Annotated in this window: 14 protein-coding genes; 10 read left to right on the top strand and 4 right to left on the bottom strand. The window is 68.8% G+C overall.

Annotated features, from left to right (window positions below; all coding sequences use genetic code 11):
* The first annotated feature begins 129 nt into the window (after nucleotides 1-129).
* From OG241_RS25950 to OG241_RS25935, 4 genes are all read left to right on the top strand, one after another.
* Nucleotides 130-954, top strand: a complete 825-nt coding sequence (locus OG241_RS25950) for a helix-turn-helix domain-containing protein (protein WP_405818366.1) — start codon at nucleotides 130-132, stop codon at nucleotides 952-954.
* On the top strand, nucleotides 947-1,129 hold the full coding sequence (locus OG241_RS25945) for a DUF397 domain-containing protein (RefSeq protein ID WP_405818365.1): 183 nt from the start codon (nucleotides 947-949) through the stop codon (nucleotides 1,127-1,129). The genes OG241_RS25950 and OG241_RS25945 overlap by 8 nt, the downstream gene beginning before the upstream one ends.
* A 296-nt stretch (nucleotides 1,130-1,425) precedes the next feature.
* Nucleotides 1,426-2,442 carry a hypothetical protein gene (locus tag OG241_RS25940; protein WP_405818364.1) on the top strand — a complete coding sequence of 339 codons (1,017 nt, stop codon included), beginning with the start codon at nucleotides 1,426-1,428 and terminating at the stop codon, nucleotides 2,440-2,442.
* Nucleotides 2,443-2,492: 50 nt separating this feature from the next.
* Nucleotides 2,493-3,074 (top strand): Uma2 family endonuclease, encoded by a 582-nt coding sequence (locus OG241_RS25935; RefSeq protein WP_405826423.1) that lies wholly within the window; start codon nucleotides 2,493-2,495, stop codon nucleotides 3,072-3,074.
* A gap of 49 nt (nucleotides 3,075-3,123) precedes the next feature.
* On the opposite strand, the gene OG241_RS25930 is transcribed toward OG241_RS25935, so the two are convergent.
* Nucleotides 3,124-4,116 (bottom strand): hypothetical protein, encoded by a 993-nt coding sequence (locus OG241_RS25930; protein ID WP_405818363.1) that lies wholly within the window; start codon nucleotides 4,114-4,116, stop codon nucleotides 3,124-3,126.
* Between the two features lie 289 nt (nucleotides 4,117-4,405).
* Between OG241_RS25930 and OG241_RS25925 the strand changes: the two genes are divergently transcribed.
* Nucleotides 4,406-4,903, top strand: a complete 498-nt coding sequence (locus OG241_RS25925; RefSeq protein WP_405818361.1) for an SgcJ/EcaC family oxidoreductase — start codon at nucleotides 4,406-4,408, stop codon at nucleotides 4,901-4,903.
* Nucleotides 4,904-4,930: 27 nt separating this feature from the next.
* On the opposite strand, the gene OG241_RS25920 is transcribed toward OG241_RS25925, so the two are convergent.
* Nucleotides 4,931-6,289 carry a sensor histidine kinase gene (locus tag OG241_RS25920; RefSeq protein WP_405818360.1) on the bottom strand — a complete coding sequence of 453 codons (1,359 nt, stop codon included), beginning with the start codon at nucleotides 6,287-6,289 and terminating at the stop codon, nucleotides 4,931-4,933.
* The gene (locus OG241_RS25915; RefSeq protein ID WP_405818358.1) at nucleotides 6,286-6,969 is read right to left on the bottom strand and encodes a response regulator transcription factor; all 684 of its coding nucleotides are present in this window, start codon (nucleotides 6,967-6,969) and stop codon (nucleotides 6,286-6,288) included. Before OG241_RS25915 ends, OG241_RS25920 begins: the two co-directional genes overlap by 4 nt.
* A 211-nt stretch (nucleotides 6,970-7,180) precedes the next feature.
* On the opposite strand from OG241_RS25915, the gene OG241_RS25910 reads away from it, so the two are divergent.
* The 4 genes from OG241_RS25910 to OG241_RS25895 all read left to right on the top strand — a co-directional run bounded on the left by OG241_RS25910 (nucleotide 7,181) and on the right by OG241_RS25895 (nucleotide 12,335).
* Nucleotides 7,181-8,461 (top strand): aspartate kinase, encoded by a 1,281-nt coding sequence (locus OG241_RS25910; RefSeq protein WP_405818356.1) that lies wholly within the window; start codon nucleotides 7,181-7,183, stop codon nucleotides 8,459-8,461.
* A gap of 257 nt (nucleotides 8,462-8,718) precedes the next feature.
* Nucleotides 8,719-9,801 (top strand): aspartate-semialdehyde dehydrogenase, encoded by a 1,083-nt coding sequence (locus tag OG241_RS25905; protein WP_405818355.1) that lies wholly within the window; start codon nucleotides 8,719-8,721, stop codon nucleotides 9,799-9,801.
* A gap of 447 nt (nucleotides 9,802-10,248) precedes the next feature.
* Entirely contained in the window at nucleotides 10,249-10,824 is a 576-nt protein-coding gene (locus OG241_RS25900; RefSeq protein ID WP_405818353.1) for a SigE family RNA polymerase sigma factor, read from the top strand.
* Between the two features lie 452 nt (nucleotides 10,825-11,276).
* A complete protein-coding gene (locus tag OG241_RS25895; RefSeq protein ID WP_405818351.1) occupies nucleotides 11,277-12,335 on the top strand; it encodes a hypothetical protein in 1,059 nt (352 codons plus the stop codon).
* 46 nt (nucleotides 12,336-12,381) lie between these two features.
* Here the strand turns inward: OG241_RS25895 and OG241_RS25890 are convergent, their stop codons facing one another.
* On the bottom strand, nucleotides 12,382-13,206 hold the full coding sequence (locus OG241_RS25890; RefSeq protein WP_405818349.1) for an SURF1 family protein: 825 nt from the start codon (nucleotides 13,204-13,206) through the stop codon (nucleotides 12,382-12,384).
* A 243-nt stretch (nucleotides 13,207-13,449) separates the two neighbouring features.
* On the opposite strand from OG241_RS25890, the gene OG241_RS25885 reads away from it, so the two are divergent.
* Nucleotides 13,450-13,983 (top strand): hypothetical protein, encoded by a 534-nt coding sequence (locus OG241_RS25885; protein WP_405818347.1) that lies wholly within the window; start codon nucleotides 13,450-13,452, stop codon nucleotides 13,981-13,983.
* Nucleotides 13,984-14,025: the final 42 nt, after the last annotated feature.

Raw genomic sequence — 14,025 nt, 5'->3', positions numbered from 1 at the left:
AGCACTGCCCGCAAGCTCCCCGTCTCCACGGAAATTGCGTCCGTCGTGGTCACACGGTGCTGCTAGCCAGGCTACGCTCAGTAGCGCTGAGGTGATATACGCCGGGGTGTCCCTGCCGGAGGTGGCGCTGTGCCGAGCCCGTACAACTCCAACGCCAACTCCCAGTCACCCGTGGCCTGGCGCTACAGCGGCGACCAGTTGAAACGCTGGCGCACGAAGGCGGACGTCAGCCGGGAGAAACTCGCCTCGGCCGCCAACTACTCCCCGGACACCATCGCGTCCATGGAACGCGGCGTGCGCAGGCCGACGCCGCGCGTGCTCGACGTGGCGGACGAAATGTGCGGTGCGGAAGGCATGTTGAGCGCGGCCAAGGAGTTCCTGGACCGGGAGCGGTACTCGCCACGGGCGCAGGACCTCATGGACAGGGAGAAGGAGGCGATCAGCCGCTGGTCGTACGATGTCTCGCTCGTGCCGGGGCTGTTGCAGACGAAGGGATACGCCCGAGCCCTTATCGACAGCCGCATTCCGCCCTTGGACGAGGAGACGGTGGAGGAGCGTATCGCGGGCCGCATGGAGCGGCAGTCCATCCTGACCGAACGGAAACCGCCGGTCGGCCTGAGCTTCGTCCTCTACGAGGCCGCGCTGCGCGCCCCGCAGGTGGACGCCGAACAACTGCGTCACCTGCTGGAGGTGGGGCGGCTGCGCAACGTCGTGTTGCAGGTGCTCCCCTTCGAACGTGCCATCCCTGCCGCACTCATGGGCCCCATGGTGCTGCTGGAGACTCATGACCACGAGCGTTTCGCCTTCATGGAGGGGCAGTTCGCCAGCGAACTGTCGGCCGATCCGGGGGTTGTCAGCAGGGTCACCGAGCGACTTAGCATGATCCGGACGCAGGCTCTCGGGTCCGATGAGTCAGCCCGTTTCATCGAGCGGATGGTGGACAGCCGTGAGTGACCAGCTGAAGTGGTTCAAGTCCAGCTACAGCGACGACGAGGGCGGTGACTGCGTCGAAGTCGCGTTCTCCGCCCGCATCCATATCCGCGACTCCAAAAACCCCACGGGCCCCGAACTGCACCTCACCGCCTCCGCCTGGACGGCGTTCGTTTCCGCAGCTCAGCCCGGGGCTTGAGCCTCGGGCTCCGAGCTCTTCCCATGGGTTTTCTGGGTTTTGGTTTGGTTGAAATCCAACCCAACCAACCAAGTCTGTACGTGAGTTGAGGCGGCGTAGCTCGTAAGAGTGACGTTCCGTGATCGGCTTGCGCCGGAACGTAAAGTCACCCTAGGTTCGCGACAAACAGGCAAATAGATCGGCCCCGGCCGGTGCCGCAAACACCAGTGCCAGGGCCTAGACCTACCGATCGAACGGAAGCTTCGATGGTGGCTTACGCCAACCCTAGCCCTGCCCTGCCGTCCCCGTCCCACCCCATGGCCAATACGGGCTACGGGAAACGCGCCACGGGTGACGAAGAACCGCACGCCGACCCGGACTTCGTACATCTGCGCCCTCGCGACCGTGAGATCGCCCTCTTCGTCGACCACCTCGAAGACGGTCACGCCATGGGCTACAAGGCGATCGCCGCCGAGCACCCTTGCTACGGCCAGCAAGCCGTACGCGTCTCGATGGGCCGTATCACCCTCGCCGGTCACCTGCGCTGGATCAAGGAGCACATCACCGCCGAGGACAACTCGATGCGGTGGGTGACGCGCACGTACTGGTCGCGTACCCGCAGGTCGGCCCAGTGGTGGGCGGAGTTCGTACGGGAGCGCCGAGGCAGGGACGTGACCGGCCGCTATCAGGCGGGTCTGGCCCGCGTCGAGGAACCAGAGGTGCCCGAGGGGCCTGCCGAGTCCGAGGCGAGCGAGGTGCGGACCCCGGAAGCCGTGCGACCGGAGGTGGACGGCAAGTCGGGACACGAATCGGACGAACAGCCCGCGGAGCAGCCCAGCGTGGCCTACCAGGTACTCGCCGAACTCCGCACCGCCGACACACGTCTGCCCCTGTCCGACGGCGACTGCCGTGCCCTCGAATCTCTCGCCACCGAGTGGCTGTCCCGTGGTGCGAGTACCGACGACATCACCCGAGCCCTGACCGACGGCCTCCCGGCCGACGTCACCAACCCGGGCGGACTCGCCCGCAAGCGACTGGAGAACAAGATGCCGCCGAAGAAGTCGACGCCGGGACCGCAGGCCGCCCGCCGTGCGCGGGTGACCCGCGTGATCACTGCCTGCGGCCTGTGTGACGCGGACGAGCGCACCGCGAAGATCGTCAGCGGACTGTGCCCCGAATGTCTGGCGATGTGCGAACCGGACGGCCCGGCGTACACGCCCGTCCCTGAGACGTTCCTCCCCGGCCCGCGCGTCGGCGGCCTGCCGGGTGCCGACGAGGTCGTGGACGTCACCGACCGAGTCAATGCCCTCCGCCGCGCGGCGGGTCTGCGGTGAGTGTGCAGGACGTGCCGGTCAAGGCACCATGGAGTCGAGGAGGCGACGCCATGACCCCAAGGACCACCGAGCACCGGCCGCAGATGTCCGTCGAGGACTTCGAGGAGCTGGAGCGCCGGGCGCCCGAGACCGTCTGGTTGGAATTCATCAATGGGAAGGTCGTCGTCAAGCCGATGCCCGACGGCAATCACAGTGAGATCGTCGCCTGGCTGCAGCGGCTGTGTATGCAGCACTGCCCCGACATGTGGCTGCACGCGGAACGAGGTCTTCAGACGGAGCGCTATCGGAAGGGGCGGGCCCGAGCCGATGGCGTACTTGTCCCACGAGGCGCTTTCAAAGGCCACGGGGAGTGGTCGGAAACAGGGGCGGTCCTGATGGCTGTAGAGGTGACTTCCTGGGATGCCGACACCGCTCGGCGTGATCGTGTGGACAAACCTGATGGCTACGCTGCCGCTGGTATCCCCGTGTACCTGCTCATCGACCGAGACGATTGCTCGGTCACCGTCTTCACCCATCCCGAGGGTGGCCGCTACCGGCAACAAGTGAACAAGCCGTTCGGATCGACTGTCGAGATCCCGGCCCCCGTGAACCTCGCCCTCGACACCGAGCCCCTCAAGGAGTTCGTGGACTGACAACTCCCGCCGCCCTCCCGCCCCTTGCGTCCATCCCCGACGGGCGTTGTCACTGCGAGTCCACGATCCGGTACTCGCGGGCCGTCACCGACGGCTTGCCCGTTTTCGGGAGGGTGGCCAGGGCCATGCCCTGGTAGGTGTTCACCACGGTGTCTCGTTCGCGGAGGTTGAAGACCGACTCCACCTCGGTCGGGGTGATGTCGTAGTTCTCGCGGTAGGCGGCCTTCATCACGAACTGGGAGGCGTGCGCGGTCGGCAGGGCCGCCAGGACGCCGCCGTCCTTGAGGCGCAGGGCGTAGACCGTGTCGAACTCGGTGGGTGTGGTGACGTACGTGAGGGTCGCGAACTTCGCGTTCTTGCCGCTGTCGCGCTTCGCGTGGGTCTCGATCGCTTCCTTCGCGGCCTCGGTGGTGTGCGAGATGGCCGTCCCGGCCTTCGTGCCGCCGGTCGCGTACAGGTCCTCGTACGCCGCCGAGATCTGGTTCGGGGCGAGCGTGCCGACGCGGGTGGTGGCGTCGACGGCGGTGGCGAGGCCCGAGTCGTCGGTGGCGATCGCCGGGAGCGGTACCTCCGAGTAGACGGCCGACATCATCTTCCAGTCGTCGTACTCCTTGCCGAAGACCAGCAGTGCCTCGCTCTTGGAGGCACCTGACTTGGTCGTCACCGCGAACCAGTCCTTGCCCGCCGGGATCCAGTACTTCATGCCGGTGTAGTGGAAGGGCTTGCGGTATTCGGCCTGCTCCTTCTTCGACTTGGTCGCGAAGAGGCGGTAGTCGGCCCTGCTCTGCTCGTACAGCTGCCCGCCCTCGACGGTGCCCAACAGGGCTGAGTCCTGCTGGGCGTTGGCCTTGTTGTTGACCGACTCGTAGGTGCCGAGGATCTTCGCCGCCTGTGCCTCGGTGACGGCACCCCTCGCCGCGGGGCTCGCGTCGGCGCCGTCGGTGCTGTCCTTCGCGCCGGCGCCGCATCCGGTCAGCGCCAGTGCGACGGCCACCGCCGTCGTCGTCGTGCCGAGGGTGAACAGCTTCTGCCGGGAGGTCATACGGGTGCTTCTCCTCAGGGAGGGGCGGGAGTCGGGGCGGCGATTTCCAGGGGCCGGGCTCACCGTACTGGGGTGAGTGTGAGCGTCCTGGGTGGGATCGGCGGACCGATGGTGTAGCCCGTCGACTCCGGAGTGTGGCCGCTCGTCGCGCTACGTGAGTTGGAAGCGTCCTTCATGGCCCCTGTACGTCCCTTGCACGGGCGCTAACCAGCGGAAAGAGAAGCTGGAGTCACTTCCACCACAGGAACTGCGGAGGAGGTCAACCCCCCTCACTCGTACAGGAGTTGCGATGAACCGCAAGACCCGCATACGCGCCGCCCTGGTCACCGCCACCGCCCTTGTCACCGCAGCCACGGTGACGGTGGGGGTCAGTGCGGCGGGTGCCGAGCAGCCGAAGAAGCCCACCAAGAAGCAGATCGCCGCACTCTTCGACGGCTGGAACAAGTCCCTCCAGACCGGCGACTCGAAGAAGGTCGCCGCGCGGTACGCGAAGGACGCGGTGCTGCTGCCGACCGTCTCCAACAAGATCCGTACCAACCCCGCCGCGATCACCGACTACTTCGACCACTTCCTGGAGAACAAGCCGGTCGGCAAGAAGATCAAGTCGTACATCAACATCCTGGACAACAACTCGGCGATCGACGCCGGCTCGTACTACTTCATCCTCACCGACCCGAAGACCGGCGAGAAGCGACGGGTCGACGCCCGCTACACGTACGAGTACGAGAAGCGTGGCAGCCAGTGGCTGATCGTCAACCACCACTCCTCGGTGATGCCCGAAGGATGATCGGCCTGGTCTGCATGGTCGGTCTGATCAGCCGGCGCTCTTCTGAGTCGCCGCACGCAGGCTGATCACCACGCTCAACCCGCCCCCGGGCGCGTCCGCCAGGGCAACCGTCCCGCCGTCGTCCGTCACCAGCTGTTTGACGACGGCGAGGCCGAGCCCCGAGCCGGAGCGCCCGGTGAGGCCCTGGCCGCGCCAGAAGCGGTCGAAGGCACGGGACTTCTCGGCGTCCGACATACCGGGACCGCCGTCCGACACCGTCAACTCCACCCAGTCGCCCCGAGGTTGTGCCCGTACGGTGATCGTCCCGCCGTCCGGTGAGACCTCCAGGGCGTTCGAAAGAACGTTGTCCAGTACCTGGTCCAGATGACCGGGGCTGGCCAGCACAAGCAGCCGGCCGTCGACACCCCTATCCCCCGGGAGCGCGATGGTGACTCCGCGCTCGTCGGCGGCCGGCCTCCAGACCGACAGGCGTTCGTCCACGATGTCCCTGAGGGACAGCGGCTCGGCCGCCGTGACCTTCGCCTCGGCCCGGGCCAGCACCAGCAGCCCGTTGACCAGCCGGCTCATCCGTACGACCTCGGCGGTCGCCTGCTCCACGTCCTCCCGGACGAACTCGTCGTCGGTGCCGTCCGCGATGTTGTCCAGCGACAGGCGCAACGCCGTGAGGGGGGTACGGAGTTGGTGCGAGGCGTCCGCGACGAAGATGCGCTGCGAGGCGACCAGCGTGTCCAGGCGTTCCGCCCCCTGGTTGAGTGTGCGGGCCAGCGTCTGGGTCTCCGGCGGGCCCGTCACGGGCGAGCGCGCGGTGAGGTCGCCGTCGCTGAACTTGCTCGCCATGTCGTTGAGTTCACGGAGCGGCGCGGTGATGCGGCGGGCGGCGTACGCGCCGATCGCGGCGGCCGCGGCGAGGACGAGCACGGCCAGTCCCGCCCGGAAACCCCAGATGCTCCAGAACCGCTTGGTCATGTCCGACGTCGAGTACACGATCCGCACGGCTGAATCGCCCTGTGCGGGGACGGTGATCGTCAGGTTCTTGCCCCATATGAAGTCCGAACCCCAGTCGGTCGTGGGCTCGTTGTCCCGCACGGCCCGGGTCAGCGCCGCGTCCGCCTCGGGCTTGGGCAGGTGCGGGGCACAACTCGTGGTGGTCACCTGGACCGTGCCGAGCGTTTCGACGTCGTACGCCTTGGCCACCTTCTCCAGGGCGTCGCAGGAGATCGTGTCACCGTTGCCCAGGAGCAGCGCCATGGTCTGGGCCTCGCGCTGGACGGACACCTTTGTGTCGTCGCGCAGTTGCTTGGTGAGCGTGAAGGCGACCGGCACGGTGAAGAGGAAGATGGCGACCGCGACGAGCATGATGTAGCTGCGGATGAGCTGACGGTTCACGAGGTCTCAGCGTCCTTCACGATCTCCAGCCGGAAACCGACTCCCCGGACCGCCTCGATCGCGATCGCGCCCTTCAGCTTCCGCCGCAGCGCCGCCACATGAACGTCGAGCGTCTTCGTCGGCCCGAACCAGTTCGCGTCCCAGACGGCCTCCATGATCTGCTCGCGCGACATCAGCGCGCCCGGCTCCTCCGTGAGGAAGGCCAGCAGGTCGTACTCCTTGGGCGCGAGGGCGACCTCGTCGCCGTCCAGTCGGACCCGGGCGGCCTTGCGGTCGATCGTCAGACGGGTGCCGTACCGGTCCGGGCCGGCGTCGGCCTGGGCGCGCGGCTGGACGCGCCTCATCACCGCCCTTATGCGCGCGATGACCTCCCGTACCCCGAACGGCTTGGAGACGTAGTCGTCCGCGCCGAGCTCCAGGCCGACCACCCGGTCCGTCTCGTCGCTGCGCGCGCTGATGACGATGATCGGGACGTCACCGCGTTCGCGCAGCGCCCTGCAGACGTCCAGGCCGTCGGTGTCGGGCAGGCCGAGGTCGAGCAGGACGACGTCGTACGGCTCGGAGTGGCTGAGTGCCGCGCCGCCCGTGGCCACCCACGCCACCTCGAAGCCGTAGCGCAGCAGGCCGCGACGGAGCGACTGGGCCACCGGTTCATCGTCTTCCACCAGGAGTACGCGCACAGCCGAACCTTATGCGTTGGTCCTTGAAACTTAATTCACAAGCTTCACGCGTAGCTCATGGCGTGCTGGGCAGGTGCCGTTCCGAGCGGCCGAAGATCCTCCGGGCGAACGCCGTGGTGAGCGGGACATCTCACCATGCGATATCCCGTAAGGGGAATTCGGCCGCTCGTTAGACTGAGCCGACCGCAGACGGACTGAGCTAGGAGCGCACGTGGGCCTTGTCGTGCAGAAGTACGGAGGCTCATCCGTAGCCGATGCCGAGGGCATCAAGCGTGTCGCCAAGCGAATCGTGGAAGCGAAGAAGAACGGCCACCAGGTCGTCGTCGTCGTTTCCGCGATGGGCGACACGACGGACGAGCTGATCGATCTCGCCGAACAGGTGTCTCCGATGCCTGCCGGGCGTGAGTTCGACATGCTGCTGACCGCCGGAGAGCGGATCTCCATGGCGCTGCTGGCCATGGCGATCAAGAACCTGGGTCATGAGGCCCAGTCGTTCACCGGCAGCCAGGCAGGTGTCATCACCGACTCGGTCCACAACAAAGCCCGGATCATCGACGTCACGCCGGGGCGCATCCGGACCGCGCTGGACGAGGGCAACATCGCCATCGTCGCCGGGTTCCAGGGCGTCAGCCAGGACAAGAAGGACATCACCACGCTGGGGCGCGGCGGGTCGGACACCACCGCCGTCGCGCTGGCCGCCGCCCTCCACGCCGAGGTGTGCGAGATCTACACCGACGTCGACGGTGTGTTCACCGCCGACCCGCGTGTGGTGAAGAAGGCCCGGAAGATCGACTGGATCTCCTCCGAGGACATGCTGGAGCTGGCCGCGTCCGGCTCCAAGGTGCTGCTCCACCGGTGTGTGGAGTACGCCCGCCGTTACGACATCCCGATCCATGTGCGCTCGTCCTTCTCCGGACTGCCGGGCACCTGGGTCAGCAACGAGAAGCCCGAGTGGCAAGGGGACCAGCAGGTGGAGCACGCCATCATCTCCGGAGTCGCCCACGACGTCTCCGAAGCCAAGATCACGGTCGTCGGCGTCCCGGACAAGCCGGGCGAGGCCGCGGTGATCTTCCGGGCCATCGCGGACGCGGAGATCAACATCGACATGATCGTGCAGAACGTGTCGGCCGCGTCGACCGGTCTCACGGACATCTCCTTCACCCTCCCCAAGTCCGAGGGCCGCAAGGCCATCGACGCCCTGGAGAAGGCGAAGGGCGGGATCGGCTTCGAGTCGCTGCGCTACGACGACCAGATCGGCAAGATCTCGCTGGTCGGCGCGGGTATGAAGACCAACCCGGGCGTCACCGCGTCCTTCTTCCAGGCGCTGTCCGACGCGGGTGTGAACATCGAGCTCATCTCGACCTCCGAGATCCGCATCTCGGTCGTCACCCGCCAGGACGACGTGCCCGAGGCCGTCCGCGCCGTGCACTCGGCCTTCGGCCTCGACTCCGACAGCGACGAGGCCGTCGTCTACGGAGGCACCGGCCGCTGATGGCTCCGCCCGGATCGGCCGCTGTGCCCGGATACCCGGCCGTGCCTGGCTCCGCTGCTGTGCCTGACTCCCCGGCTGCGGCCGGATCGCCGGCCGGGCTCGGATCGAGGGTGCCTGGATTCGCCGTGATGGGTCGGGACGACTCAGGGTCGGCCGTGCCCCGTCCGGCTGCCGGCTTCGGGGCGGCCGGGTCCCGGTCGGCTGCTGTGCCCGCTGGGCCCGGGGTGGTTGGTTCTCGGGCGGGTGCTGTGCCCGGGGTGGCGGTCGTTGGGCCGGTCGCGCCCCGGTCCGCCGCGCGGCCCACGCTTGCCGTCGTGGGTGCGACCGGCACCGTCGGTGCCGTCATGCTTCGGATTCTGTCCCAGCACGCGGACATCTGGGGCGAGATCCGTCTCGTCGCCTCCCCGCGCTCGGCCGGCCGCAAGCTGACCGTGCGCGGTGAGGAGACCGAGGTCGTGGCGCTGTCGGAGGAGGCCTTCGACGGCGTCGACGTCGCGATGTTCTCCGTGCCCGACGACATCGCCGAACAGTGGGCGCCCGTCGCAGCCGCCAAGGGCGTCGTCGTCATCGACAACTCGAACGCCTTCGGGATGCACCCGGACGTACCCCTCGTCGTCCCCGAGGTCAATCCGCACGCGGTACGGCAGCGCCCGCGCGGGATCATCGCCAGCCCGCACTGCACGACCCTGTCGATGATCGTCGCCCTGGGCGCGCTGCACGCCGAGTACGGCCTGCGCGAGCTGGTGGTCTCCACGTACCAGGCGGTGAGCGGGGCGGGCCGGGCCGGCGTCGACACCCTGCGCCGGCAGCTGTCCCTGGTCGCCGGTACGGAACTGGGGACCAGCCCCGGAGACGTACGGCGGGCCGTGGGCGACGGGACGGGGCCGTTCCCGGAGCCGGTCGCGCTGAACGTCGTACCGTGGGCCGGTTCCGCCCGCGCGGACGGCTGGTCGTCGGACGAGATGCAGCTGCGGGACGAGTCCCGCAAGATCCTCGGCCTGGCGAAGCTCCCCGTGGCCGTCACCTGCGTACGCGTGCCGGTCGTCACCGCGCACGCCCTGACCGTCCACGCCCGCTTCCAGGGCGAGGTCACCGTCGCCGGAGCCCGGGAGATCATCGCCACCGCGCCAGGGGTCGTACTGTTCGACGACCCTGACGCGGGGGAGTTCCCGACCCCGGTGGACGTGGTCGGCACCGATCCGACCTGGGTCGGCCGGGTTCGGCGGTCGCTGGACGACCCGACCGCGCTGGAACTTTTCGTGTGCGGGGACAACCTGCGCAAGGGCGCCGCGCTCAACACGACACAGATCGCCGAGCTGGTGGCGGCCGAGCGGGCCTGACCATGGCCAACCCCTGGCCGGCCACGCCTGACCTGCGGGTAACGCTCTGTGCCGGTCCGTAGCGTTCTATTGATCTTGTCGGAAATCACTCTGGTTGCGGCAGAAAACGTTTGTAGGATCCAAGTGAGAACGGCGAGACAGAAGTTTTTTGCTCCCCGCTGCCCGCAACCGCGCGGACGGCGGGGAGCGTCTTTGCGGTCGCCCTTCCAGGGCGTGGGACGTCGTGACCATGCGGGGGACGCGCGGTGACCATGGATTTAGGGGAAGAGCGGGACGCATGAGGGTGGCTGTGTCGGACGACGCAAAAGTGATGCCGGATGCGTACAACCCTGACGGGGGGATGCGTGTCCAACATGCGTGGCAGAGGTACTGGATTTCAGAGCGGCGACGCGCGGCACAACCCTGCGTCCGCCCCGCCGACCCCGCGTGCCAGGTGCGCACGGCGGCATGCCGGTGATCGCGCCGATGCCCGCAGCGCGGCCGGCCCGCATACCCAACCAGCGTGACGGCGCCGACGAGAGCGTGGCGGCGGGGACGACGGTCGATCACCTGACCGAGACGTACCGCGCCCACTACCGCTCCCTCCTCGGCCTTGCCGCGCTGCTCCTCGACGACACCGCGTCCTGCGAGGACGTCGTCCAGGAGGCGTTCATACGGGTCCACTCCGCGCGCAAGCGCGTCCGTGACCCGGAGAAGACGCTCGCCTATCTGCGCCAGACGGTGGTGAACCTCTCCCGCTCCGCGCTGCGCCGCCGCATCCTCGGCCTGAAGCTCCTCTCCAAGCCGATGCCGGACATGGCGAGCGCGGAGGAGGGGGCGTACGACCTGCTGGAGCGCGACTCCCTCATCAAGGCGATGAAGGGCCTGCAGCGCCGCCAGCGCGAGGTTCTCGTCCTGCGCTACTTCTCGGACATGACCGAGGCGCAGGTCGCCGAGACGCTGGGCATATCGCTCGGCTCGGTGAAGGCGTACGGCTCACGGGGCATAGCCGCGCTGCGCATCGCCATGGAGGAACCGGCATGAGCGGCGATCAGGGCCAGGACCGGGAGCGGGACGAGGCGCGGAACCGGGACCGGGACCGGGACCAGGCGCAGGACTCGGGGCAGGGGCAAGGGTCGGGGCAGAGTCAGGGGCAGGGGAAGGACCGGTCGCAGGGGGCCGAGGCGCGAGGCCCCGAGGCTTCGGGACCTGAGGTGTCGGGACCCGAGTCTTCGGGACCCGAGGCGCCGGCACCCGGGGTCTCGGGACACGAGGGCTCCGAGGGTTCCGAACCCAAGGGTTCGGGCTCGGCGGCTGCCGGGCGAGATGGGCACGGGGGTGTCAGTTGGGGGAGCGACGGTTTCCGGCCCGCGGAGTTTCGGGCCGGTAGGGTTTCCGGCAAGGGGGCCCGATCCAACGGGAGTTGGCCGGCCGGAGTCAACGGACCGAGCCGCCACGAGCAAGACCACAAGCAATCGCACGCTGGGAACGGAACTGTGAATCACGGCCCCGACGACGGGACCCTGGACGGGCTCGGCTCGGAAGAGCTGGCACTGCGCACGATGCTGCACCAGGCGGTGGGCGGAATCCAGCCGACCGACGCGGTGCTGGACCATCTTCGGCGAGCGGTGCCGGCCCGACGGGCCCGCAAGCGGCACGCCGCCATCGGTCTGGCCGCCGCCGCGCTGTTCATCGGCACGGCCGTCCCGGCCCTGCTGCACGTCTCGAACGTCACCGGCGCCGCGTCCGACCCCTCCGTCATCGCGGGCCACGGCTCGGCGACCGACGGGGACAAGGGCACGAGCAAGGGCCCGGACGGCGGCGAAAGCACCTCCGGGGGCAACTCCGGCACGGTCAAGGACAAGCCGACGAGCACTCCCTCGGGCGGCGCGAACGACCCCAACAAGGGCAGCGGCAGCGGCAGCACCACCGGGAGCTCCAACCAGACGAACACCCCGCAGACCCCGGCCACCTGCGACGCCTCCCAGCTGGGCTCGGCAAGCGGTTCGGTCGGCGCCCCCGACGCCGGCGGCGCGGTCTACGGCACGTTCCGGGTCGTCAACGTGTCCAGCGCCAGCTGTACGGTCGGCGGCTCAGGCACGGTGTCCCCGCTGGCACAGGGCGCGGCGGACTCGTCGAAGATCGGCACCGCCGACCACACGGCGGGGGACGCGGCGGGCGGCCTGCCCGACCCGGGCCTCTCGGTCAGCGGGCTCGTACTGGCGCCGGGCGCGGCGTACACGGTGCAGTTCGCCTGGGTGCCGTCGGAGACATGCCCCACGACCGGCACCGGCTCCGACGGCGGCACCACGGGCGGCGGCTCCACGGAGTCCCCGGCGCCCACCCCGAGCGAGAGCACGGACTCGTCCACGACCACCTCCACCGGCGGCGACACGGGCACCACGCCCCAGCTGCTGACGGAGGACGGCACGGCCGACGGCAGCGTGGCGGTGACCTACACGGCGGAGGGCGGCTCGCCCACGGTGACGGCGACGGTGTCGAACGCGTGCGCGGGCACGGTGTACCGGACCGGGGTCATGGCGGAGAACGCGTAGCGGTCACGTAGGGGCCTGGCCACGTGGTCAGGCCCGGGCCCCCGGGTCAGGCGCTGGCGCCTTCCCGAGTCGGTTCCGTCGGTTCCGCGGAGGGCGTGGCGGTGGGAGTCTGATCGGGCAGGAGCCCCAGCTCCGCGTCCCGGGCGAACTCCGCCTCGCGGCGCACCAGCCGGAACCACATGAAGACGACGAAGCCCGCGAAGACGAACCACTCGCCGGTGTAGCCGAGGTTCTGGAACGCCTTCAGGTCGAGCCCGGTGTTCGCGGGCGCGGCCGCCGGTACGGCCTTCATCCCGGAGTCGCCCTTGTCGAGGGTGACCCAGGCGTCGTACACGTCGTACGGCACGAGGTTCACCAGGGAGGCGGCGCTGATCGCGCCGGTCTGCCCGGCCGGGAGGCCGCCCACCGCGCTCACGCCGTTGGACCCCGGTGACTCCGACGCCTGGAGCGCACCGGTGACGGTGACCTCGCCGGTGGGCGGGGCGGGGGCCTTCGCGGGGTCGGCGGTACCGGGCAGCCAGCCCCGAACGACGGGCAGCGCACGGCCCCCGTCGGTGCGCAGCAGGGTCAGTACGTAGAAGCCGTCGCGGTCGTCGAGCTGCCGGTCCGGGACGAGCAGTTGGCGGGCGTATCGCCCGGTGACGGTGACACGGTCCCCGGAGGTCTTCTCGTCGACGGGCAGCAGCTCGGCCAGCGGCCGGGCGGCCTCCTCCTTCTCGGCGGAGACCTCCCTGGTGGCGGTCCGGTGGTCCTGCACCCGGTCCTCGAACCGGCTCAGCTGCCACGACCCCATGAACACGCAGAAGGGGATGGCGAGCAGCACGAAGACGTTGATCCCCCACCAACGGGGCGTCAGCAGAAACCGGTACACGCCTTCCAAGGTACGGGGCGGGGGTGGGCGCCGGGTTCGCGGGGTCGGCCAGGGCCGTCAGCGCTGTCAGCTGGTCATGCGGGAAGGCCGCACCCTGCCGCCGGCAATCGGATGGCCGTCGCTCGAGCGGCGGATTGTCCACACCAATCGGCAGGGGATAGCTGGACAATTGCTCGGATGTGAGGATTTGCCGTAAGCCGCCGAACACGGCGGAACGGCAAGTGAAAAGAGAATCCGATCAGCATGAAGAAACTCGCTGTCAAGAGCAGGCGTGCGTTCGCCGTGGGCTTCGTCGCCTCCACGCTCGCCCTGGGAATAGGTGTCGCCGCCCCCGGTGTCGCCTCCGCGCAGCCGGCGCCGGTCTCGGGTAGTTCCCAGCACACCCAGAATCCGCCGAGCAACATGGAATTGGGCATCGACTTCTGGGAGAATATGGGATGGCCGAACTGGCGCAACCTCGGTGACCGGGAGTGGATCGAGGCGGCCCACTGGACTGACAGCAACGGGGTTACCCACTCCGACTTCGTCTTCACCGGCGGCCGGTTCTACGACCGCGACCAGGGCCTCATCAACTTCATGAACGGCCCGAACGCCCCCAGCTCCAGCCATGGGTACACGGGGACCTTCCAGGAGTACAACACGACCATCTACGACCGTCAGCGGGACGACGTGGTTCCCCGCCGTGACGCCAACCGGATCGTCAGGGCGATCGGTACCGGCGACCTGTTCTGGACCAACGACCACTACTCGACGTTCCACTACGCGGGACGGAGCTAGCACATCCGAAGGGGGTGTGACCGCCGCACGGCGGTCACACCC

This window comes from Streptomyces sp. NBC_01390, from assembly GCF_045040105.1.
In the GTDB taxonomy this organism is placed as follows: domain Bacteria; phylum Actinomycetota; class Actinomycetes; order Streptomycetales; family Streptomycetaceae; genus Streptomyces.
Note: the sequence above shows the minus strand (reverse complement) of the source record. Positions and strands in the feature narration are given on the sequence as shown.

Excerpts from the sequence above, each read along its gene's own strand:
- OG241_RS25885 (WP_405818347.1), top strand. The coding sequence starts at position 13,450 with ATGAAGAAACTCGCTGTCAAGAGCAGGCGTGCGTTCGCCGTGGGCTTC.
- OG241_RS25900 (WP_405818353.1), top strand. The coding sequence starts at position 10,249 with ATGCCGGTGATCGCGCCGATGCCCGCAGCGCGGCCGGCCCGCATACCC.
- OG241_RS25935 (WP_405826423.1), top strand. The coding sequence starts at position 2,493 with ATGACCCCAAGGACCACCGAGCACCGGCCGCAGATGTCCGTCGAGGAC.
- OG241_RS25925 (WP_405818361.1), top strand. The coding sequence starts at position 4,406 with ATGAACCGCAAGACCCGCATACGCGCCGCCCTGGTCACCGCCACCGCC.
- OG241_RS25940 (WP_405818364.1), top strand. The coding sequence starts at position 1,426 with ATGGCCAATACGGGCTACGGGAAACGCGCCACGGGTGACGAAGAACCG.
- OG241_RS25930 (WP_405818363.1), bottom strand. The coding sequence starts at position 4,116 with ATGACCTCCCGGCAGAAGCTGTTCACCCTCGGCACGACGACGACGGCG.